Source organism: Streptococcus parasanguinis (genome assembly GCF_016648925.1).
Taxonomy (GTDB): Bacteria; Bacillota; Bacilli; order Lactobacillales; family Streptococcaceae; genus Streptococcus.
Map to the genome: position 1 here is coordinate 1 of NZ_JACLQX010000016.1, position 19,344 is coordinate 19,344.

The 19,344-nt window shown below is 42.6% G+C and carries 19 protein-coding genes; all 19 read right to left on the reverse strand.

Annotated elements, in window-relative coordinates; genetic code table 11:
• Positions 1-101: 101 nt before the first annotated feature.
• A complete protein-coding gene (locus H7T97_RS06715; protein WP_003008479.1) occupies positions 102-653 on the reverse strand; it encodes an ECF-type riboflavin transporter substrate-binding protein in 552 nt (183 codons plus the stop codon).
• A 14-nt stretch (positions 654-667) separates the two neighbouring features.
• On the reverse strand, positions 668-1,516 hold the full coding sequence (locus tag H7T97_RS06720; protein WP_201089848.1) for an SAM hydrolase/SAM-dependent halogenase family protein: 849 nt from the start codon (positions 1,514-1,516) through the stop codon (positions 668-670).
• Complete coding sequence (locus H7T97_RS06725) at positions 1,506-2,102, reverse strand: MptD family putative ECF transporter S component (protein ID WP_201089850.1); 597 nt, start codon at positions 2,100-2,102, stop codon at positions 1,506-1,508. The genes H7T97_RS06720 and H7T97_RS06725 overlap by 11 nt, the downstream gene beginning before the upstream one ends.
• A gap of 12 nt (positions 2,103-2,114) precedes the next feature.
• Positions 2,115-2,807 (reverse strand): methionine ABC transporter permease, encoded by a 693-nt coding sequence (locus H7T97_RS06730; protein ID WP_003008487.1) that lies wholly within the window; start codon positions 2,805-2,807, stop codon positions 2,115-2,117.
• Positions 2,804-3,871, reverse strand: coding sequence for a methionine ABC transporter ATP-binding protein (locus tag H7T97_RS06735; RefSeq protein ID WP_201089852.1), 1,068 nt, complete (start codon positions 3,869-3,871; stop codon positions 2,804-2,806). The genes H7T97_RS06730 and H7T97_RS06735 overlap by 4 nt, the downstream gene beginning before the upstream one ends.
• Positions 3,864-5,237 carry a M20/M25/M40 family metallo-hydrolase gene (locus H7T97_RS06740; RefSeq protein WP_201089854.1) on the reverse strand — a complete coding sequence of 458 codons (1,374 nt, stop codon included), beginning with the start codon at positions 5,235-5,237 and terminating at the stop codon, positions 3,864-3,866. The genes H7T97_RS06735 and H7T97_RS06740 overlap by 8 nt, the downstream gene beginning before the upstream one ends.
• Before the next feature lie 72 nt (positions 5,238-5,309).
• The gene (locus H7T97_RS06745; protein WP_024056431.1) at positions 5,310-6,173 is read right to left on the reverse strand and encodes a MetQ/NlpA family ABC transporter substrate-binding protein; all 864 of its coding nucleotides are present in this window, start codon (positions 6,171-6,173) and stop codon (positions 5,310-5,312) included.
• Between the two features lie 24 nt (positions 6,174-6,197).
• Complete coding sequence (locus tag H7T97_RS06750) at positions 6,198-7,025, reverse strand: amino acid ABC transporter substrate-binding protein (RefSeq protein ID WP_021153751.1); 828 nt, start codon at positions 7,023-7,025, stop codon at positions 6,198-6,200.
• A gap of 120 nt (positions 7,026-7,145) precedes the next feature.
• Positions 7,146-8,291 (reverse strand): amidohydrolase, encoded by a 1,146-nt coding sequence (locus H7T97_RS06755; protein ID WP_201089856.1) that lies wholly within the window; start codon positions 8,289-8,291, stop codon positions 7,146-7,148.
• 145 nt (positions 8,292-8,436) lie between these two features.
• Positions 8,437-9,525: a DUF4352 domain-containing protein gene (locus H7T97_RS06760; RefSeq protein WP_223325533.1), complete on the reverse strand. Its 1,089-nt coding sequence runs from the start codon at positions 9,523-9,525 to the stop codon at positions 8,437-8,439.
• 154 nt (positions 9,526-9,679) lie between these two features.
• Positions 9,680-10,591, reverse strand: a complete 912-nt coding sequence (locus H7T97_RS06765; RefSeq protein ID WP_201089859.1) for a DMT family transporter — start codon at positions 10,589-10,591, stop codon at positions 9,680-9,682.
• A gap of 92 nt (positions 10,592-10,683) precedes the next feature.
• Positions 10,684-11,727: a 2,3-butanediol dehydrogenase gene (locus tag H7T97_RS06770; RefSeq protein WP_049515879.1), complete on the reverse strand. Its 1,044-nt coding sequence runs from the start codon at positions 11,725-11,727 to the stop codon at positions 10,684-10,686.
• Between the two features lie 133 nt (positions 11,728-11,860).
• A complete protein-coding gene (locus H7T97_RS06775; protein ID WP_195529435.1) occupies positions 11,861-12,244 on the reverse strand; it encodes a hypothetical protein in 384 nt (127 codons plus the stop codon).
• On the reverse strand, positions 12,244-12,882 hold the full coding sequence (locus H7T97_RS06780; RefSeq protein ID WP_070466463.1) for a TetR/AcrR family transcriptional regulator: 639 nt from the start codon (positions 12,880-12,882) through the stop codon (positions 12,244-12,246). Before H7T97_RS06780 ends, H7T97_RS06775 begins: the two co-directional genes overlap by 1 nt.
• 339 nt (positions 12,883-13,221) lie before the next feature.
• The gene (gatB, locus tag H7T97_RS06785) at positions 13,222-14,667 is read right to left on the reverse strand and encodes an Asp-tRNA(Asn)/Glu-tRNA(Gln) amidotransferase subunit GatB (RefSeq protein ID WP_070466465.1); all 1,446 of its coding nucleotides are present in this window, start codon (positions 14,665-14,667) and stop codon (positions 13,222-13,224) included.
• Positions 14,667-16,133, reverse strand: a complete 1,467-nt coding sequence (gene gatA / locus H7T97_RS06790) for an Asp-tRNA(Asn)/Glu-tRNA(Gln) amidotransferase subunit GatA (RefSeq protein WP_021153759.1) — start codon at positions 16,131-16,133, stop codon at positions 14,667-14,669. The genes gatB and gatA overlap by 1 nt, the downstream gene beginning before the upstream one ends.
• Positions 16,133-16,435, reverse strand: coding sequence for an Asp-tRNA(Asn)/Glu-tRNA(Gln) amidotransferase subunit GatC (gene gatC, locus H7T97_RS06795; protein ID WP_002884769.1), 303 nt, complete (start codon positions 16,433-16,435; stop codon positions 16,133-16,135). Before gatC ends, gatA begins: the two co-directional genes overlap by 1 nt.
• Before the next feature lie 119 nt (positions 16,436-16,554).
• Complete coding sequence (locus H7T97_RS06800) at positions 16,555-18,048, reverse strand: glycosyltransferase (protein WP_201089861.1); 1,494 nt, start codon at positions 18,046-18,048, stop codon at positions 16,555-16,557.
• Complete coding sequence (locus H7T97_RS06805) at positions 18,045-19,328, reverse strand: glycosyltransferase family protein (RefSeq protein WP_049473133.1); 1,284 nt, start codon at positions 19,326-19,328, stop codon at positions 18,045-18,047. Before H7T97_RS06805 ends, H7T97_RS06800 begins: the two co-directional genes overlap by 4 nt.
• Positions 19,329-19,344: the final 16 nt, after the last annotated feature.

The following is a 19,344-nucleotide window of genomic DNA, read 5'->3' on the forward strand; positions in this document are numbered from 1 at the left end:
ATCAGCTTTTACAGCCCTACTCAACTGTGCGGAGGTGGGACGACGAAATCGAATTCTAACGAATTACCGATTTCTGTTTCACTCTCTTATCTTCTGTACATTTAATCTTTGGTCAAACTTCCATCTTTTGTTTGAGTCCGTGCATAAGCAATCAAGAGAAGAGAACCTGCAACAGCTACTGTTAATGCATTAAATGAACCCGCAACAACACCTTGTAGGAAGACTTTATTGGCACTTTCCTTGTAGATCAAGACATCTCCAACCGGAGCAATCAAGCCCCAGATCACAAGGTTGGATACGATTTGAACAACGTTAAAGACAATTAATTCTTTCTTTGTCACTTCCCCTTTGAATTCACCGATTTGTTTGCGGAAGAAACCAACAAAGAGTCCAAACAAACCACTTGAAATGATCCAAGTCCACCAAAGACCACCTGACATAGCGTCCTTAATGGCATGACCAATCAAGCCGATTAAGAAGCCGACAATTGGGCCAAAGACTACACTAAAGAGAGCTTGAAGGGCATATTGCAACTGAATGCTCGTATTCGGTGCAGGTGCAGGGATTTGCAACATAGCAATCACGACAAAGAGGGCTGCTCCAACCCCAATAGCTACAACATCTTTAATTGAAAATAATGATTTCTGTTTCATTATGATATCTCCTATTAATTTTCCATTTTTCTAATCTCGATATGCCAAGAAGCCCCAACTCCTACATTATAGGCCTTGGCAAAGGATCCCTGGTTGATGGCAAGACCAACACGGTAAAGGGAATTGATATAAAGGATTGGCTGTCCAATCCGCACGTCGGCGAAAGACTTGCCGTAGGTTACTTGGTTTTGATAAACCAGCATGTCATTGTTATAGATGGTTACTTCAAAACGTTCCCCAAATTCAGGTGACAAATGATTGAACTCTTCCCGAGTAATGGAAGTCCAAAGAGAACCAAAGCGCACATCTAAAATGTCAACCGCACCTTTAACAAGATTGTCCTCAAGAACTGTCTCAACCACTGGGATTTCCACAATATGTTCGACACTGAGTTCTGGTCCGACGTCTTCAAAACTAATATGGCCACTGGCCAACTTAGCCCCAGTATAGGCGTATACATCACGCCCATGGAAGGTATAAGAAAACTCTGTATTGGCCCTGCGGTTCTTCACCTCTGAAATCTCACGGATAGCAACAATCCCTACATGTTTCTTGATAAAAGAGAGAGTGCCATTATCCGGAGTGACAATGTATTGATTTTTCACCGTTTTAGCTACCACACTCTTTCGTTTGGAACCGACCCCCGGATCGACCACCGAAACAAAGGTCGTCCCTTCTGGCCAGTAATCTACTGTCTGAAAGAGACGGTAACTCCCTTCAAAGATATTGTAGGGGGTAATATCATGAGTTAAGTGGTGAATTTTAAGGGTTGGTGATTCTTCTAAAGCAACCCCAATCATAGCGGATACTGCTCCATCCACCAAACCAAAGTCTGACTGAAGAACTAGTAAATTATTGTGCATCTTTATCTCCTTTTTTGACCAATAATGGAAGAAGGAAGTTCGATAGTCCCCATCCTAATCCAGCACCCAGTATGACCGTGAGGACAAACCAAGTGATGGTCGCTAGATCTGGTGATACCATCACCCGATTGACATAGTCTATCGATTTACCACGATCCAGTAACGACATGCGGTAACTGGCTGGATAGAACCACATCATAAGAATGGGCCCTGTTGTCGCAAAGGCAAAAATGACAAAAGACAAGGCATTTCGTAAATTCGAGCGAAAACGACCACTTGAGGCGACCATCTCCGCAAAACTTCCGGCGATCAAGGCTGGAATAAAGGCACCTGCGCTGTGACGTGAAAAGAGAAAGAAGGATCCGATCACGCAGCCAACTATAAAGATAGATCCAACTCCTTTTATTTTTTCTAGATAATAGCGGTAGATCGTCCCGCCAAACAAGGCTGAAAAGGCAGGAGCATAAAACATATTTCCTTGATGATCGACCAGATTTCCAACTAAGACCCCCAGTCCAATCGCAAGAAAATAGAGGAAAGTGAAGGCTCCAACTTGTTTTATTTGATTCACATTTATTCTATTCATTGGATACTGATCCTAACGGTGGCTAATTTTCTTCGAAAGGAAGTCCCCGATAAATTGGACCAGAACGATCAGAATCAGGATCAATAAGGTCGCCACAAAGATGACATCATTGTTAAACATGTTTTTCCCGTAGTTGATGGCCAAGGTTCCTAATCCTCCAGCACCAACGGCACCCGCCATGGCGGTTTCTCCAATCAAGGAAATGATGGTCACTGTTGTTACACGGATCAAATCAGGAAGCCCTTCACGCAGGTAGACTCCGACAATATCCCAGAAGGTTGCCCCACTGGCTTGTGCTGCTTCAATCACCCCTCCATCCAACTCGGACAAGACCACTTGGACTTGGCGGGCAAAGAATGGAAAGACAGCCAAAGATAGCGGAACAAGGGCCGCTGTAGGACCGATGGTATTTTTCAAGAGCAAGTAGGTCAAGGGATTAATAAAGGCCAACAAGATAATAAAAGGAATAGCGCGGAACAAGGAAGTAATCTTATCCAAAATTTGGAAAACGATTCTATTTTCGATGACACCACCTGGACGGGTCAAGACTAACAAAAGCCCTGTCACCAAACCTAGAAATCCACCAATAATGAAGGAAATAACGGTCATGTAAAGAGTCAAGTAAATAGCGGTGCCCCATCCATACTGGCCAGACCACCCTAATTTATAGACATTTGGTAAATATGTTTGAATTAACTGGATCATGCTTTTCTCTCATCTTTCACAATAGTCACGGAAACTCCTGCATTTTCTAACTCAGCTTTGGCCGTTTCCAGATTTTGATTTTCACCTGATAAGATGACCACCAATTCTCCAACAGGCGTGTTATCAAGGATCTCGATGTTCCCAAATAAAATGTTGGCAGATACTTGGTACTGCTTGTAAATATCATTGATGATGGCTGTATCTGTCACAGAACCTGCATACTTGAGATGCGCCAAAATCGAATCATCAGGCAAGTTCTTCACAATCGCTTGTTGATTGATTTTCACCATGGCTTCATCAATTCCTGTTGCAACGGTAATGAAGTCTTGCGTCAAAGCATTTTTCGGATTCGAGAAGATATCTAACACAGACCCTTCTTCAATCAGTTCGCCATTTTGCATGACAGCTACCCGGTTGGCAATATCTTTGACAATTTGCATCTCATGGGTGATCAAGACAATGGTTAAGCCAAGTTTTTTGTTTAACTCTTGCAACAAAGCTAGAATTTGTTTGGTCGTCTTTGGATCCAAGGCTGAAGTTGACTCATCTGAGATCAAAATTTTTGGATCGTTGGCAAGGGCACGCGCAATCGCTACCCGCTGCTTTTGACCACCAGACAATTGTGCTGGGTAATTCTCTGCACGGTCAGCTAGACCGACTAGTTCCAACAATTTCGCCACTTTCTCATTCTTTTGTTCTTTGTTTAATTTAGAATGTTTAAGAGCAAAGGCTACATTTTCTGCGACAGTCATTTGAGCCATCAAGTTGAAGTGTTGGAAAATCATTCCGATATCCCGACGTTTCTCCCGAAGGGCAGCCGGTTTTAGGGTCACCTGATCTTGATAAATCACATCTCCATCCACAGTGATGGTTCCGGCGCTAGGCACTTGCAAGAGATTGATCACCCGAACCAAGGTCGATTTCCCGGCTCCAGAATACCCTACAATCCCATAGATATCGCCTTCATTAATATGAATGGTCACATCTTTGACGGCTTGTATCTGACGTTTCTTTTGCTGGAAGGTCACATCAATGTGGTCCAGCTGAATCATTGCTTTACTCATAACTTGCTATTAACTCCTTTATCAATTCAATATGGGTGTAATAATCGGCGATTTTCACATTTTCGTCGCCCCCATGATCACGGCTATTGGCATTGCCAATTCCAAAGGCTGCCATCGGCACCTGCAAAGCCTCAAATACCGTATGCATTGGCCCTGTCCCCGCTGTTGTTGGAAGAACAGAAACTCCTTCTCTATAGAAGTCTTTGGCCAGCCGAATGACATTTAAAATCGATGGGGCACTCATATCACTTCGGTAACTCATTTCACCGAGAGTATAGACCAATTCGACCTGATCATAGCCATTTTTCTTCAATTGCTGCTTGATCTTTTCTAAGAAATCCTTGGGATCCAGTCCAGGAACCAAGCGCACTTCCATCTTGGCACGTGCCTCTGCCGGAAGAATCGTTTTAACACCTTGGCCTTGGTAACCAGAGCCAAAACCTTCAATATTCAGGGCTGGTTCAAAATAGAAACGGCGCAGGAATTCTTTTCGGTCTTCCTTCAAGATTGGAAGGGTTAGACCATAGGTTTCTGCTACATCTTCTGGTCCTTTGTTGGCATATTGGTCGATCAAAGCTAGCTCGCGTTCATTGGGTTCTTGGATCTGATCGTAAATCCCATCCACCAAGATTCGGCCTTCTTTGTCACGAAGACTGGCGATGGCATTTAACAAATACCAAGAAGCAGAGTCCACCACGCCACCATAGCTGGAATGGATATCCACTTCTGCACTCTCCACCACCATATCAAAGGTGACGATCCCTTTGCTACCACCGGAAATTTCCAACTGACCCTGATTATTTCGGGTACCTTGTTCCCAAACTAAGAGGTCTGCCCCACGCAAGTGTTTCTTGTGTTTGGCCAAGTATTTATCCAAGTCCGTCGATGCAGACTCCTCTGCCCCTTCGATGATAAAGGTGATATTGACTGGCAAATCACCACTTTCACGAATGTATTTTCGAAGAGCTGTAAGACGAGCTGTGATATGCCCCTTGTCATCATCAACCCCTCGACCATACATGGTCCCATAATGAACTGATAAGGTAAAAGGGTCTCCCGTCCAAGGTTGGTCTCCATCAGCTGGTACCGTATCATAGTGGTTATAAAAAATGATGGTTTTGGCTTCAGGATTTGGCGAGAAAAATTTGGCAATCACAAAAGGGGCTGTATAGCTATCATCCACTTCGACTTTGGCTCCTGCAGCTGTAAAAATTTCCCCCAAATAGTTGGCTACTTCCTTGAGACCAACTTGTTGGGCAAAGATAGATTTTTTTGAAATCAAGGTTCGCAACACTTCAAAATAATGTTGTGCGACCTCATCATTTTCAAATTTACGGATTTGTTCCGCTTCTGTTGCAAAAGGCATGCATTCCTCCTAATACACGATAAGAGGTAGAGAATTGCTTCTCCACCTCCTTCATACACTTGAGATCAAATCTTAGAAGACTGGTTGGTCCATTCCTTCTGAAGATTCTTCGATCACTTTCTTCACATTGTCTTTGTGATAGGCTTTGATGATTTCTTTGATTGCTTTTGCTTTATCAGATTTTTCCCAATCTTTCTTAGCAGCGATCACGTTGTACCATTGTTTTGAGTTGTTGTCTTTCTTTTCAACATAGATAGCTTTTTTGAAATCAACGCCTGCTTCACGAACGAAGGTATTGTTGATGACTGCAGCATCTACTGATGGAAGAGCAGATGGTGTTTGTGAAGCATCCAATTCAGAAATCTTCAAATCTTTTGAATTTTCTTTGATGTTTGACACGTTTGCCAATTGTCCATCCTTAGTATCCAATTTAATCAAACCTGCTGATTGCAAGACATACAAGGCACGGCTTTCATTTGTTGGGTCATTTGGTACAGCGATTGTTCCACCTTTAGGAATTTCTTTAATTGAAGTGTATTTGTTTTTACCGTTTTCTGTACCAGAGTAAAGACGGATTGGAGCGATGTACGTATCTGCTACTGCAACAAGGGCCTTGTCGTTTTTAGAGTTCCAGTTATCAAGGAAGTTGTAGTGTTGGAAAGCATTGATATCCACGCTACCATCTTTTACAGCCACGTTTGGTTGTGAGTAGTCTGTAAATTGAGTGAATTCCAATTTGATCCCTGTTTTAGCGTCATCCAAGTTCTTTTGAACTTGATCCCAACGAGCTTTTTCAGTGTCGCTCAAAGTCATAACACCCACTTTTACAGTTGTTTCACCATCTTTGCTAGATGATTTTGAAGAACCACATGCTGCAAGAGCAAATGTTGCAATAGCTGCAAGAGCTGTTAAACCAAGAATTTTTTTCAATTTCATTTTGAAGTCTCCTTTAATTATATATTATTCTTTAATATCTTTTGCTTCTGGTAGATAAACTCCACCAAAGTATTTTTTAGACAGTTTTTCAAGGGTTCCATTGTCATAGAGTTCCTTGATACGTTTGTTGACAAATTTTTGAAGGTCTTTATCTTCTTTTGCAATAATTGGATACACATAAGGTTGTTGGTCGCTTGGAAGCTCGATAACCTTCAAGTTGTCATAGCCTTGATCACGAATGATAGTATCTACTGAGATCCGTTCGAAGATCTTGTAATCTGTACGACCATCCGCTAAATTAGCCATGATGGTTTGAATGGTTCCATCTGTGTATTGCAAGTTAGTTGGATTATCTGAATGTTTTTTATTGTAATCTTCTAATTGTTTAGCAGTAGATGTTCCTTGAACAACTTCTGTTTTCTTGCCACCAATGTCATCCAACGATTTAATAGAAGAATCTTTTGGTACGACCAACACTAATGGATTACGAGCATATGGATTTGGATAGAGGTATTTTTCTTCCCGCTCTTTTGAGTAACTAATGTTGTTGGCACCGATTTGGAAACGGTCACTATCTAAGCCAGCAAAGACTGAAGACCACTCTGTTTTGTTAAAGTTTACTTCATATTTGTCTGAACCTTTGAAGATTTCACGCAAAACTTCGATTTCATAACCGGTTAGCTTGCCGTCTTTTTCTTCGTAAGAGAATGGTTTGGTTGTTCCAACAGTCCCAACTTCAATGGTTTTCTTACCACTGGCTGATTTACCAGATGAACATGCTACTAAAGCACTGGTTGCAAGGACTGCAACTAATCCTAAAGCAGAATACTTAATCACTTTTTTTAGATTCATAGGATCTCCTTATTCGTTTCAGGCACATAAAACGCCATTTTAAAAGTATTTTTTAATTTTATCAAAAAAGCATTTACTTGCCTAATATATATTTTTTATGGAGGTGATAGTTTTTCTTTATCACACTTCTTTGGCCTTAAAATATCGCAATAAAGCTTGCGCATTTTCAACATAATAGGGAACCGATACCTCAAAGGCTGCATCATCGATGGTCATGTGATCATGATGGAGGTCTGGCGCATCCGGCTCTCCATTCGAACCGATAAAGGCAAAGACTCCAGGAATTCGCTCTTGGTAAAAGGCGAAGTCTTCTCCAGCAGTAGAAGGATTTGCTGGAATCACTTCAGCCAAACCTTGTGAAGCTTCCCAAACCACCTGCGTCAATTCCTCATCATTAAAGGTAACGGGCGGGGTCACACCCCACTCAAAAGCCACATCTACTTCCAGACTTTCTGCAATGTGTCGAATGATAGAAATAAAATGTGCCTTCAAGTCTCTTTGCACACTCGGATTAAAGGAACGAATGGTTCCTTCAAAATAGCCTGATTTTGGGAGCACATTCCAGGTTGAGCCCACATCCAGGTGCGTAATGGACAAAACAGCTGTTTCAAAAGGAGAAACGGTCCGTGAAATTAATAATTGTAAGTTCTGAACCATGGTTGTGACAGCCGTTACAGTGTCAACTCCCAAATCCGGTCTCGCAGCATGGCTACTAACCCCTGTCACGGTAACCTTGAATTTCTCAACCCCTGCCATCATAGCTCCAGCATTCAAGGCAAGTTGCCCTGCTTTTAGCTGGGGAATGTTGTGAAAACCAATAATTCCTTGAACATCCTCCAACAGTCCTGTTGCCAAAACATCAGAAGCACCTTCTGAGATTTCTTCTGCTGGTTGAAAGATCAAGCGTATGGTTCCTTCAAGCTGATCTTCTTTTTCCTTGAGAAGAGCTGCTGCTCCTAGAAGACTGGTTTGATGAAAATCATGACCACAGGCATGCATGACGCCTGGATTCTGACTTTGGTAGGGCAGATTCGTTTGTTCCAAAATTGGAAGGGCATCGATATCTGCTCGAAGTGCCACTACCGGTTGGCCGGAGCCAATTTCTGCAATCAGACCAGTTTTTAATCCACTCTCTAAAATACGAATCCCCAACTCTTCTAAACGCTCTTTTAGAAAGGCGGTTGTCTGGTATTCTTGACCAGACAATTCTGGGTGTTGGTGGATATAGTGGCGAATCTCTGCTAACTCTTCATAAGAAAAAGACACAAGCCTTCATCTCCTTTCAAACTTAAAATTATTTTATCACTAATAGGTGTTTCCGTCTAATTCTTGTTTCTTGGGTTTTGATATAGTTTCAAACTATAGACAAAAACACTCCTAGATTCCTATCCTAGGAGTGCCAACTTCAGCATTAAGAAAGATTTCCCTCGAATTTTTCCATAAAGCTATCACTATTGTAGGCTTTTTCTACTTCCCATTTGCCATCTTTCTTAACAAAGGTCAACTGGTAGTCGTACCGATCCGGCGTCGTCAAGGGACGATCTGCAAGAGAAGCCATCATTTCCTCTCTATAGGCTTTATTTTGAGCCTGATTCGCCTCGATGATACCTGGATAGTCTTTTCGATGTTCTTGATAGAAGGTCTGCATGTGGTTTAAAATCGTCTTTTCCATGCTGACTGTCTCAGGATTCAAGCTAATAACTACCTTGTCTGGGAAGTATTGTTTGACCTTATAGGTTAATTTCGCGCGCTTAGCATTTTCCTTTTCATAAGCATCGATAAACTGGTTCACTTCTTCTTCAGAGAATTGGTAATCATGTAGTTTACGAGTAAAGTCAGCCGCAAATTTCGCACGAAAATCACTGGCTTCCTTTTTCAAATCAGTTCCCAAAACAAAAGCGTCATCCTTTTTGACCTTTCGTTGGCCACTGAAGTAAACTTGATTGATGTATTCATCTGCTAGAATAGTGGAAGCTTCCACCTTGTCCTCATACTGAGAAGAATCCACCGCAAATTTTAAAGGCTTGGATTTTTTATCAGAGCTATAGGTTTTTCGTTCATACTGCACTTCGTACTTCTTGCCTTTTTCGACTGGGAAGACAATATAGCCGGTTAATTTTTTATCCTGGGCCAACTGATCACTCTTGAGCAATTGGAAGGCTTCCGTTTGGTCATAAATTCCTGACTGCAATTTGACCTTGTTATTCTCCGCATCGTAAATGGTGATATCTGAATCTGACACGTTAATAGATTCTTTAGCAACATTCTTAAATTCTAATTGAAGGGCCAAATAAGTGCCGTTTTCTGAGTCATTGAGGACAGGCGGTTTGATGTATTGCCCTCCTTTTAGGCTCAGCTCTACTTGACCGTCAGATGCAGAGCTTTTCGCTGCTTTTTCTGTCTTTGCTTGCTGCGAATTTGTCTTTTGAGCACTGATTCCACAAGCCGCTAAACTCAAGGTCGCTACAGCAAATAGGGTCCATTTAAAAATCTTTTTCATCCTCATCTCCTTAAAAAAGTTTTGTTCTATTTTAACATCTTTTTCTAGCGATGTATACGCTATATAGTGATAACTCTCCCTCAGAGGGCGAGGATTACAAAAAGGCCAAGACCTTCGTCTCAACCTTTTAACTAAAATATGATTGGTTTTGGTTTTACAAGATTCCTTTTTCTTTTTGAATCATGAGATCCTTGAGGGAAATCAAGAGGACCGCAAGGAGGATCATAGCCATTCCGATAAAATCAATGGCAAAGAAATGTTCATTCATAATGATAAAAGAAAAGAAAACTGCTGAAATAGGTTCCATAGCTGCAAGAAGACTTCCTTTAACTGCACCGATCAGACTCGTTCCTTTCAAAAAGACAGTATAGGCAAATATGGTCCCAATCACCACCAAGCCAACTAAGCCCATCAGATTGTCCATGCTATATTGGCCATGAAAGAGTCTTCTTCCTGTGAAGGGAATCATCACAAGTCCTGGAATGAGCATACCGATACCAATCACCAACATACTTCCCCATTTTTGAATTAATTGAATCGGCAGAATAATGTAGAGGGCATAGGCAAAGGCAGAAACCAGTCCCCAAACTAGTCCTTTAGGAGTGATGGCTAATTGATTTAGTTGACCATGGGTTGCAATGAGAAAGGTCCCTGCGATCGCTAAGACCATGGAAATGACCTCAGATACTGTCGGAGCTACTCGGTCCTTAACACAAGAATAGGCCAAAACTACAATGGGACAGAGATATTGAAAAACAGTTGCCGTACCTGCATTAGTCGCATCAATCGCTTCTAGATAAGTCAATTGGGTCATTAACAACCCTAAAAAAGCAAATAAGAGCAAGGGAAGGTAGGACGAGCGGTCTCTTAGAAAGGCCTTTACTTTTTCCTGGTCTGCTAGATAAGCAAGAAGCAGCAGCACAGCCCCTGAAAACACTAAACGAATCGTTGTCAAACCAATTGCTGTAAATCCATGAGCCAGTAGGTACTGGCCACAGGCTCCTGACAAGCCCCAAGCGATCCCAGCGATCAAGGTCATGAGTGTTCCTTTCATCGTCTTTGACATAGTCCCCTCCTAAATCTGTTCCTTACTTTTATTGTATCATAAAAGGCCGAAACGAAACGTTTCAGCCTCATATTTCATATAAATTTATTCGCTTATTCAGGTTGAACCAAAATCTTGATTTGAGATTTATCTTGTGTTAATTCAATAAATCCTTCTTCAACGATATTTTCCAATTTAATTTTCTTGGTAACCAATTTTTCAGCAGAGAAGTAGCCTTGTTCCATCAATTCCAACACTTTAGGGAAGATATGACGGTAGGCAATAATTCCTTTGAGAGATTTTTCTTGGATAGCGAATTCATTTGGATTGATGCTAGCTTCACGTTCCCAGATAGATACGACCATACATTCCCCAGCTTTATGAACAGCTGCCAAGGCTTGACCTAAAACAACTGGAACCCCAGTCACTTCATAAGAAACATCTGCTCCACCACCTGTTAAACGATGGATGGCTTCGACGATTGTTTCTCCTTCTTCTGGGCGAACAACGATTGCTCCCAATTCTTCCGCTTTCGCTTGGCGTTCAGGAGATAATTCAACCGCATAGATTTTTGATGCTCCTGCTGCACGAAGGGCTTCAACAATCAAAAGACCGATTGGACCCAAGCCAAAGATAACGGCTGTATCCCCAGTTTTCAATGCAGATTGACGAACGGCATAAACAGCCACAGCTGCAGGTTCTGTAAGCGCAGCTTGTTCATAGCTCAAGCTATCTGGAATCACGTGAACCAAATCCCCATCCAGTACACAGTATTTAGCAAATCCACCATCTGCTGCTAAACCAACAAAGTTCAAGTTTGGATCGAGGTTGTAGTCACCGATTAAGTTATGTTTTGCCAAAATTGGTTCAATCGTCACACGATCCCCAACTTTGACACGAGTCACATCACTTCCGACTTCTACAATTTCACCAGAGAATTCATGTCCCAAAGTAACCGGTGCTTTTTGACCAGAATACACATGTTCTTCAGTTGGGATGAAGATCGGTCCATCCAAATATTCATGCAAGTCCGTCCCACAGATCCCTGTGAACTTAACTGCCACTTTTACTTGATGTGGTTGTACTTCAGGTACTTCCACTTCTTCGATACGAACGTCTTTTGCTGCATGCCAGCGAGCTGCTTTCATAGTAGCCATATGATGATCTCCTTGTTTTCACCTTTTTTGTTTTCTTTTCAGGAAACTTTATATTTAAAATTGTAAACGTTTTCCTTTTGTTTGTCAAGGAAAAACTGAAGATGAAAAAGAGCAGCCCTTTGACTGCTCCTTCTTATTTCTTCTTGATCCGAGAAGATTCCAATCTCCACCCAACAATCCAACCAAGGACTAGGAGATAATTTTCAAGCGCACCGATCCCATTGACCGGCAGATGATAGTGAAAATAACTGAAGAGATGATTAGTACCGATCCCAAGCCCACCTAGGATCAAAGCCAATAGAACCGTTCGAAGATAAAACCAATCGTATTTGAGATTGACAGCAATCAGGATCACAAGGACCGCCACATTCCAAATCCCAATCTCCCGTTGCCAACCGACAGAAACACCATATCCCGAATGACTTCCCATATAGGATGGAAAGAATAGCTGGAAGATAATCGCTCCAGTCATGGCGATGATAAGTAAAATAAATAAGAATCTCAATAGCCGATTCATCATCTTCCTCCTTTAAGAAAAAACTGATTAATCTCTTGATACTTGTTTTCTGTTAAAACAGGAACACCGCTACTATTTAAATAAAATGCAATATAGTCTAATTTTTGTGAGAATGAGATCATTTCTTCACCTGATATAGTTGGATCAAGCCACACATCAATTAATAGAGATAGTGTTGTAGCTGTCTCTAAAGGATATTTACAAGAAAACTCGCCCTTCTCATTTCCTTGATGAATGATTATTCCTACATATTTGGAAAGAACATTTACCGTATTTTTTAAAGAAAACAACAAGCCGAACGGTATCTTTTGTGCCCAGTCAATGCCCGTAAGTTGTTTCATATTCTCATTGCCTATTAAATAATCAACTAATTGTAATAGGCGGTCTGTTGATGAAACTCCTTCGTTCTTTGACAATTCTTCTAGAAAAGTTGAGAGGGAAATCGTTTCTTTTTCCATTAAGAGTTGTAGAATCTCTTCTTTACTTTTGAAGTGATGGTAAACAGCCCCTTTTGACAATCCTGTCACTGTTACTAAATCAGCCATCGTTGTTTCTTTATAGCCTTTATTTGAAAACAAGGACAAGGCTGCTTGAATAATTTGATCTTTACTTCTTTTTGATTTTATTTCTTGTTTCAAGTAACTCCCCCTTCTTTAAAAACAGACCGTCGGTCTGTTTTTAATTTTATTAAATTAAGAAGACTTTGTCAATTAAATTCCATTTTTCATTCCCTCTCAAAAAGTAAAAACAGACACTAAAAGGTGCCTGTTAGAATGTAAATATATACTGAAACTTTCCGCTGTGAGAAAAGTACCTGAAACGTAATTGTTTCAGGTACTCGGAATTATTGAGACCCTAGGCTCAATAATTAGTCATGGAACTTCTTCGAAGTTCGCTGACGTCCGCACTCACTTAAGGAAAGTTTCCAAGATGTCTTTGCCCTTAATCTGACAGACACCATTCGGTACCTGTTCCTTTTATTTATCTTCTTTCAACTTCGCCAATTCTTGGGCAAGTAACTTGAGGGCTACTTGTGGGTTGGCTTGACCTTTGGTTGCTTTCATGAGGAAGCCTGTAAAGGCCTTGTCCGCATTCCGTTTCCCTGACTTGAAGTCAGCTACGGCTGCTTCATTGTCTGCAAAGACTTGGTGGATGATTGGTATCAAGACTTCAGGATCTGAAATCTGTACCAGACCAGCTTTTTCGACGTATTCACGCGCGCCGCCACCGTTTTTCGCCAAGTGAACGAAGACTTTCTTGGCAATCTTAGATGAAATGGTTCCATCTTCGATAATGGCAATCATTTCAACCAAGTTTTCTGGTGTCAATTGGATTTCTTCCAGCGTTTTGCCTTCTGCGTTCAAGAATTGTGCGACTTCCCCTTGGAGCCAGTTAGACACTTGTTTGGCATCGCCACCAAGGGCTACAGCTGCTTCAAAGAAGTCAGAAGTAACTTTCGTCGCTGTCAATTGGTTGGCATCATAGTCAGACAAGCCAAGCTCTGCCACGTAGCGAGCACGACGGTCTTTTGGAAACTCTGGCAACTCCGTACGCATTTCCTCAATCCACTCATCTGAGATTTCAAAGAGTGGTAGGTCTGGTTCTGGGAAGTAACGATAGTCCGCTGCCCCTTCTTTAACACGCATAAGAATGGTACTCTTATTAGCTTCATCATAACGGCGTGTTTCTTGACGAATGACCCCACCTGAACGCAAGATTTTCGCTTGGCGCTCCACTTCGTATTCAAGACCTTTACGGACGTTTGAGAAGGAGTTCAAGTTTTTCAACTCCGTCTTGGTACCAAATTCCTCTTGGCCGTATGGGCGAAGGGAAATGTTGGCATCCACCCGCATCGATCCTTCTTCCATCTTGACGTCTGAAATACCAGTGTATTGGATAACTTCTTTGAGGGCTGTCAAATAGGCGTAGGCTTCTTCAGGAGAACGCATATCTGCTTCAGAAACGATTTCGATCAACGGCACTCCCTGACGGTTGAGGTCTACATAAGAGAAACCGTCTGTTCCGTGGGTGTTCTTACCAGCATCTTCTTCCAAGTGGGCCCGTTCAATCCCAATTTTCTTAGTTGAGCCGTCTTCCAATTGCACTTCAATCCAACCGTTGTAACCGATTGGCTCGTCAAATTGCGAAATTTGGTAGGCCTTTGGATTATCAGGGTAGAAATAGTTCTTCCGGTCAAAGTGCATGTGCTGATGGATATCCATATTCAGCGCCAAAGCAGCCTTGATACCAGCATCCACAACACCCTTGTTCAAGACAGGAAGCACCCCTGGGAAAGACCAGTCAATCACATTGGTATTGGCATTTTGCTCGTTCCCAAAGTGAGCAGAGGTTGGTGAGAAAATTTTTGAGTTTGTATTCAATTCAACGTGGACTTCAAGTCCGATGACTGTTTCAAAGTTCATTAATTGTCACCTCCGAAAATAAGGGGTTGTTGCTTGTGGTAATCCGTCGTAGCTTCAAAGGCAGCTGCAGCTTGGTAGATGGTTTCTTCAGAATACTTAGGACCAATCAACTGCAAACCAACTGGAAGACCTTGCGCAAAACCTGCAGGAATCGAAATCCCTGGAAGGCCTGCCAAGTTGACTGGAATGGTCAAGAGGTCAGCCAAGTACATGGCTACCGGATCATGGTTGAGCGAATCCAAATCAAAGGCTACGCTAGGAGCTGTTGGACCAAGGATAAGGTCGTAATCCGCAAAGACTTTTTCGAAGTCTTGGATAATAAGGGTACGGACTTGACCAGCTTTCTTGTAGTAAGCATCGTAGTAACCAGATGACAAACTAAAGGTACCAAGCATGATACGGCGTTTGACCTCATCACCAAAGCCTTGGCTACGAGTGTTCACGTAGATATCATCCAAGTTTTTAGCATCTTCTGCACGGAAACCATAGCGAATCCCATCGAAACGTTGCAAGTTTGAAGAAGCTTCAGATGAAGCGATGATGTAGTATACGGCAACTCCGTATTTAGAATGAGGCAAGCTGACTTCTTCGACAGTTGCTCCCAATTTTTCAAAGTGTTTGGCCGCTTTAAGGATAGTTTCTTTGACTTCTGGGTCAATCCCTTCCCCAAGGTATTCCTTCGGAAGGGCAATCTTCATGCCTTTAATGTCTTGACCAATCTTAGAAGTATAGTCTGCTACGCGCACTGGCGCTGAAGTTGAATCTTTATCATCTTCACTGGCAATAACATTAAGCAAGAGCGCATTTTCCTTAACCGTTGGTGCAAACGGCCCAATTTGGTCGAGTGAGCTACCAAAAGCAATGAGACCAAAACGGGAAACTGTTCCATAAGTTGGTTTGAGACCAACAATCCCATTAAAAGCAGCCGGTTGACGGATAGAACCACCTGTATCTGAACCAAGGGACAAACGGACTTGACCTGAAGCGACAGAAGCTGCTGAACCACTAGAAGATCCACCAGGCACCTTGCTGTGGTCCCATGCATTCTTGGTTGGTCCATAGTAAGAAGTTTCACCAGATCCACCCATGGCAAATTCATCCATGTTGGTCTTTCCGATGACAATCATATCTTTGGCTTTGGCATTGGCAACCGCTGTCGCATCAAAGATTGGCTCGTAGTTATAGAGCATTTTTGAAGCCGCAGTTGTCAAGATACCATCTGTTGAGATATTGTCTTTGACAGCGAGTGGAATCCCTGACAGGAGGTTGTCTGCATCGATTCCTTTTTCATCAATGGCCTTGGCTTGTGCAAGAGCTGCTTCTTCGGCCACCGTTACAAAGGCATTAACCGCTTCTTCACGCGCCTTGATATCTTCAAGCGTAGCTTGTGTCAATTCGGTTGCCGAAATTTCCTTAGAGACAAGGAGGTCGTGCAACTCTTCAATGGTTTTATGGTTGAATGACATTAGGCATCTCCTCCATCTTCTAGGATAGCTGGTACCTTGATGTAGTAGTTATCTTTTTCAGGTACATTTTTAAACAAGCGGTCTCGGTCAGTCCCTTTTTCAGCAACATCCGGACGCAATACAGTCTTACGATCCGCCATGGTCGTTGTTGGAGCAACGCCTGTTGTGTCCACTTCTTCCAACAATTCCACCATGTCGACAATTTTAGACAAGGTTGTCGCAAACTCAGCTGTCTCTTCTGGAGAGAATTTCAATTTTGAAAGATTGGCAACGTGGGTTACCTCTTCTTGCGTTATTTTCATCTTGCTTCCTTTCGTGAAATGATGATTTTTCAATACCCTCTATTTTACCATAATTTAGCCCAATTTGCTTGCCTTAGAAAAAATCTGTAGGACTTTTTTGTCGCTACAGATTCTTCATTTTATATTTCTTTTCCGCCTAATTGCCCCATCTCCATTAGAGTCTCTTTCCAGACTTCCTGGACCTTAGAAGCGAGGTAAGAAGAGGCCAACTCATAAGAAGCCTGATGAAATGGGGCGAGGTCGCTTTCAAAGAGCTGGACCAGCTTGTCCGCCAACTCTTTCACCAGCTCTTCTTCTGGCACTGTCTCGCTATAAGGTACCAAAAAGCCATTTTCACCCTCTTTTATAAAAGTCGGATTGCCATAACGGGCATCAAAGCCCAGCAAGGCCAAACCTGCTCCAGCCGCCTCCATCAAAGTCAAACCAAAGGTCTCCCACTGAGAAGTGGTGAGGTAGGCTTGGTAGCAAGGATAGATCTGCTGAAGATCCGCATGACCGCGTAGGTGAATATAATCTTGTGCTGCAAGCTCCTGAATCAGGTGGCGCAAGTTGTCCGCTTCTCCACCCTTCCCATAAATATCAAACTGAAGGGCTGGGAGTTGTTCATGAGCTTTGGCCACTACTCGAATGGCCAAATCGATGCGTTTTCTTGGATCCAAACGGGAAGCTGTGAGCACACTAAAGTGAGGCCGATCTCCTTGTGGTTCCGTCAATGTTTCCAAATGCCCTACTGGAATGCTATAGATTGGAATTCCTTGGCATCCTTGTTTAGCAAGTGTCTGCTCCAAGACTTCTTTTTGAAGATCCGTTGCCGTGATAAAATAATCGAAGCGTTTGGCATACTTGAACACATAATAATATTCATAATTGAGATGGCCATTTTCAAATTCATGCTCCGAATGAAACACCATAGCGAGCTTTGAAGGAGCAGCTTTCTCCAACAAAGGACGGGCAAAATCCATGCGCGAAGCCCGATCAAGCAAAATCAGATCTTCTTCTTTTAACGACAGCTGCGACAAAAAACGTCTCATCACTTCTGTATGGTTGGTTAAAATCTCAGGCCCCAGTTTATAGAGCCAGCTTCCACCGAACCTCGATTCTTCAAAAGCGATAGTCCCATCTTGATGGTGATAGGTCCGTCTGACAACACTACCATACTGAAAATACTCTGTGACAAGTTTACAAGCTCCATAATACTCTCGCTTGATCCTATTTCCAGCCAAAAGATAGTCTACATAGCGGACACAGTTTGGATGATAGGGATCCAGATGAAAGGTCAGGGCGTTTCCATCCGCAAATTGGTAGCGAATGACTCTTTCCGTTTTTTCAACAACATCCAGACGCGTCAGTTGAAACTCCATTTGCAAGGCCCCTACCGACTTTTGAGGGACCGTAGTCTGTTGATCCGTAAAAGCTAAATGGGCAAAAAGCAGTTCCTCATCCCGGTGCCCCAATGAGAGGTAATAGGCCAATTTTTCTGGAGTGGGCCAAGTGGTAAAGACAAACTTCGCTGCCACTCCCAGACCCCGGAGCATCTTTGCCCGAGAGGCCTGTGCAACATCGACCCCATTGGGTTCAAATCCCACTAATAGATTAAAGGTATAAATGGTCATGCGGTCCCTCCCTCTAATCGCTTAAACAGCTCTTCCAAAGCTTCTTTTTCAGGTAATTTCAAGATTCGTGCTTGCTCTCTTACCAATTCTTTATAGGTTTCTGGCTGCTGGAGCAAGGTATCTAGTTGCTGTTCCATTTCTTCGACTGTATCTGTGATCGTGCTCAAGTCTTTATAGGCTTCCTGATGCACCGTGCTCTTCAAACCAAATAAGACTTGCCCATTTTCAAGAGCATGAAGACTACTACTCCACACTTCTTCTCCTTGATTACAATCTAGATAAATAGAGCATCTAGCTAATAAACTCTCATAATTTCCCAGCGAAATACCTGGATAGAGGCGTACATTTGGTCGAGCCGCTAAGTCTGTTAATTTCGGACCCATGGCTGTCAAAGCAGCAATGTGAAAGGTCACTTGTGGGAATTGGTGGACCAGGCTAGATAAGCCTTCAACTTCCTGAGAAGCCGTCATGACCAGGGCTTCTGGTTGAAAACTTTCCTGCTCCACATCTACCAGCCCTGACAAGACTGTGATTCCGTCTATTTTCTCACTCAACAGACCATCTTCTACCAACAAAATCTGACTGACTTGTTCTTTGATCTCGTCTAGATCATGCGCGTCACTGGCACAGTAGGCGAGTCTTTCCTTTGGTTTCTCTTTCACAACATCTAGCAATGCCTTGTCCATCAAAAGAACGGCTTCATCTTCTGGCAAGACTTGTTCTAGGACAGCTCTTTGCAGCTCTTTCTTATTGGCATACAGGCGATCCCGTCCCTTAGGAGTTTGATGCAAAAAGACTCCTTGTGAGACAAAGTGAAGCAAGACTTCTTCTTGCTGAGGGTTCAAATAAATGTCTAAATATGGTTGACCGGTTTCCGTCAGGAGACTCTGTTTGCTTCTCCAGCCATAGCGGTTGTAGACATCAATGGATACGATCTCTTCTCCCTGACCAAACCACTCCACTCTGTCAACCGTTCGGGACAAGATGTCCCCTCGCAAAACCACATTTGCACGACGTTCCTCCCCATCAAAAAGATAGGTCGTGATCCCCAAGGTCCAACATTCCCATAATTCTGGAACTTCCAGATCATTGAAAAATAAAGGTTTTCCAATTTTTGATACTGGGTCTTTTTGGGTAAAAAAGGTCGCAAGACTCTCTGTCTGTTGGTCCAAATCTGTTTCCAAATTGGTCACAAATACTCGGTAGGGCTGGCCAAGTTTGTCCAAGTATTTTTGCAAACGATCCAGCTCTCTTGTCTGCTCTGGTGCAATAATGAACATGCTGATCCTTTCTCAT

What these genes read in the sequence shown, in the direction of transcription:
- H7T97_RS06760 (WP_223325533.1), bottom strand. Translation starts at nt 9,525, where the DNA reads ATGAAAAAGATTTTTAAATGGACCCTATTTGCTGTAGCGACCTTGAGT.
- H7T97_RS06715 (WP_003008479.1), bottom strand. Translation starts at nt 653, where the DNA reads ATGAAACAGAAATCATTATTTTCAATTAAAGATGTTGTAGCTATTGGG.
- gatB (WP_070466465.1), bottom strand. Translation starts at nt 14,667, where the DNA reads ATGAACTTTGAAACAGTCATCGGACTTGAAGTCCACGTTGAATTGAAT.
- H7T97_RS06800 (WP_201089861.1), bottom strand. Translation starts at nt 18,048, where the DNA reads ATGACCATTTATACCTTTAATCTATTAGTGGGATTTGAACCCAATGGG.
- gatA (WP_021153759.1), bottom strand. Translation starts at nt 16,133, where the DNA reads ATGTCATTCAACCATAAAACCATTGAAGAGTTGCACGACCTCCTTGTC.
- H7T97_RS06765 (WP_201089859.1), bottom strand. Translation starts at nt 10,591, where the DNA reads ATGTCAAAGACGATGAAAGGAACACTCATGACCTTGATCGCTGGGATC.
- H7T97_RS06735 (WP_201089852.1), bottom strand. Translation starts at nt 3,871, where the DNA reads ATGAGTAAAGCAATGATTCAGCTGGACCACATTGATGTGACCTTCCAG.
- H7T97_RS06770 (WP_049515879.1), bottom strand. Translation starts at nt 11,727, where the DNA reads ATGGCTACTATGAAAGCAGCTCGCTGGCATGCAGCAAAAGACGTTCGT.
- H7T97_RS06725 (WP_201089850.1), bottom strand. Translation starts at nt 2,102, where the DNA reads ATGAATAGAATAAATGTGAATCAAATAAAACAAGTTGGAGCCTTCACT.
- H7T97_RS06730 (WP_003008487.1), bottom strand. Translation starts at nt 2,807, where the DNA reads ATGATCCAGTTAATTCAAACATATTTACCAAATGTCTATAAATTAGGG.
- H7T97_RS06720 (WP_201089848.1), bottom strand. Translation starts at nt 1,516, where the DNA reads ATGCACAATAATTTACTAGTTCTTCAGTCAGACTTTGGTTTGGTGGAT.
- H7T97_RS06745 (WP_024056431.1), bottom strand. Translation starts at nt 6,173, where the DNA reads ATGAAATTGAAAAAAATTCTTGGTTTAACAGCTCTTGCAGCTATTGCA.
- H7T97_RS06750 (WP_021153751.1), bottom strand. Translation starts at nt 7,025, where the DNA reads ATGAATCTAAAAAAAGTGATTAAGTATTCTGCTTTAGGATTAGTTGCA.
- H7T97_RS06805 (WP_049473133.1), bottom strand. Translation starts at nt 19,328, where the DNA reads ATGTTCATTATTGCACCAGAGCAGACAAGAGAGCTGGATCGTTTGCAA.
- gatC (WP_002884769.1), bottom strand. Translation starts at nt 16,435, where the DNA reads ATGAAAATAACGCAAGAAGAGGTAACCCACGTTGCCAATCTTTCAAAA.
- H7T97_RS06740 (WP_201089854.1), bottom strand. Translation starts at nt 5,237, where the DNA reads ATGCCTTTTGCAACAGAAGCGGAACAAATCCGTAAATTTGAAAATGAT.
- H7T97_RS06775 (WP_195529435.1), bottom strand. Translation starts at nt 12,244, where the DNA reads ATGAATCGGCTATTGAGATTCTTATTTATTTTACTTATCATCGCCATG.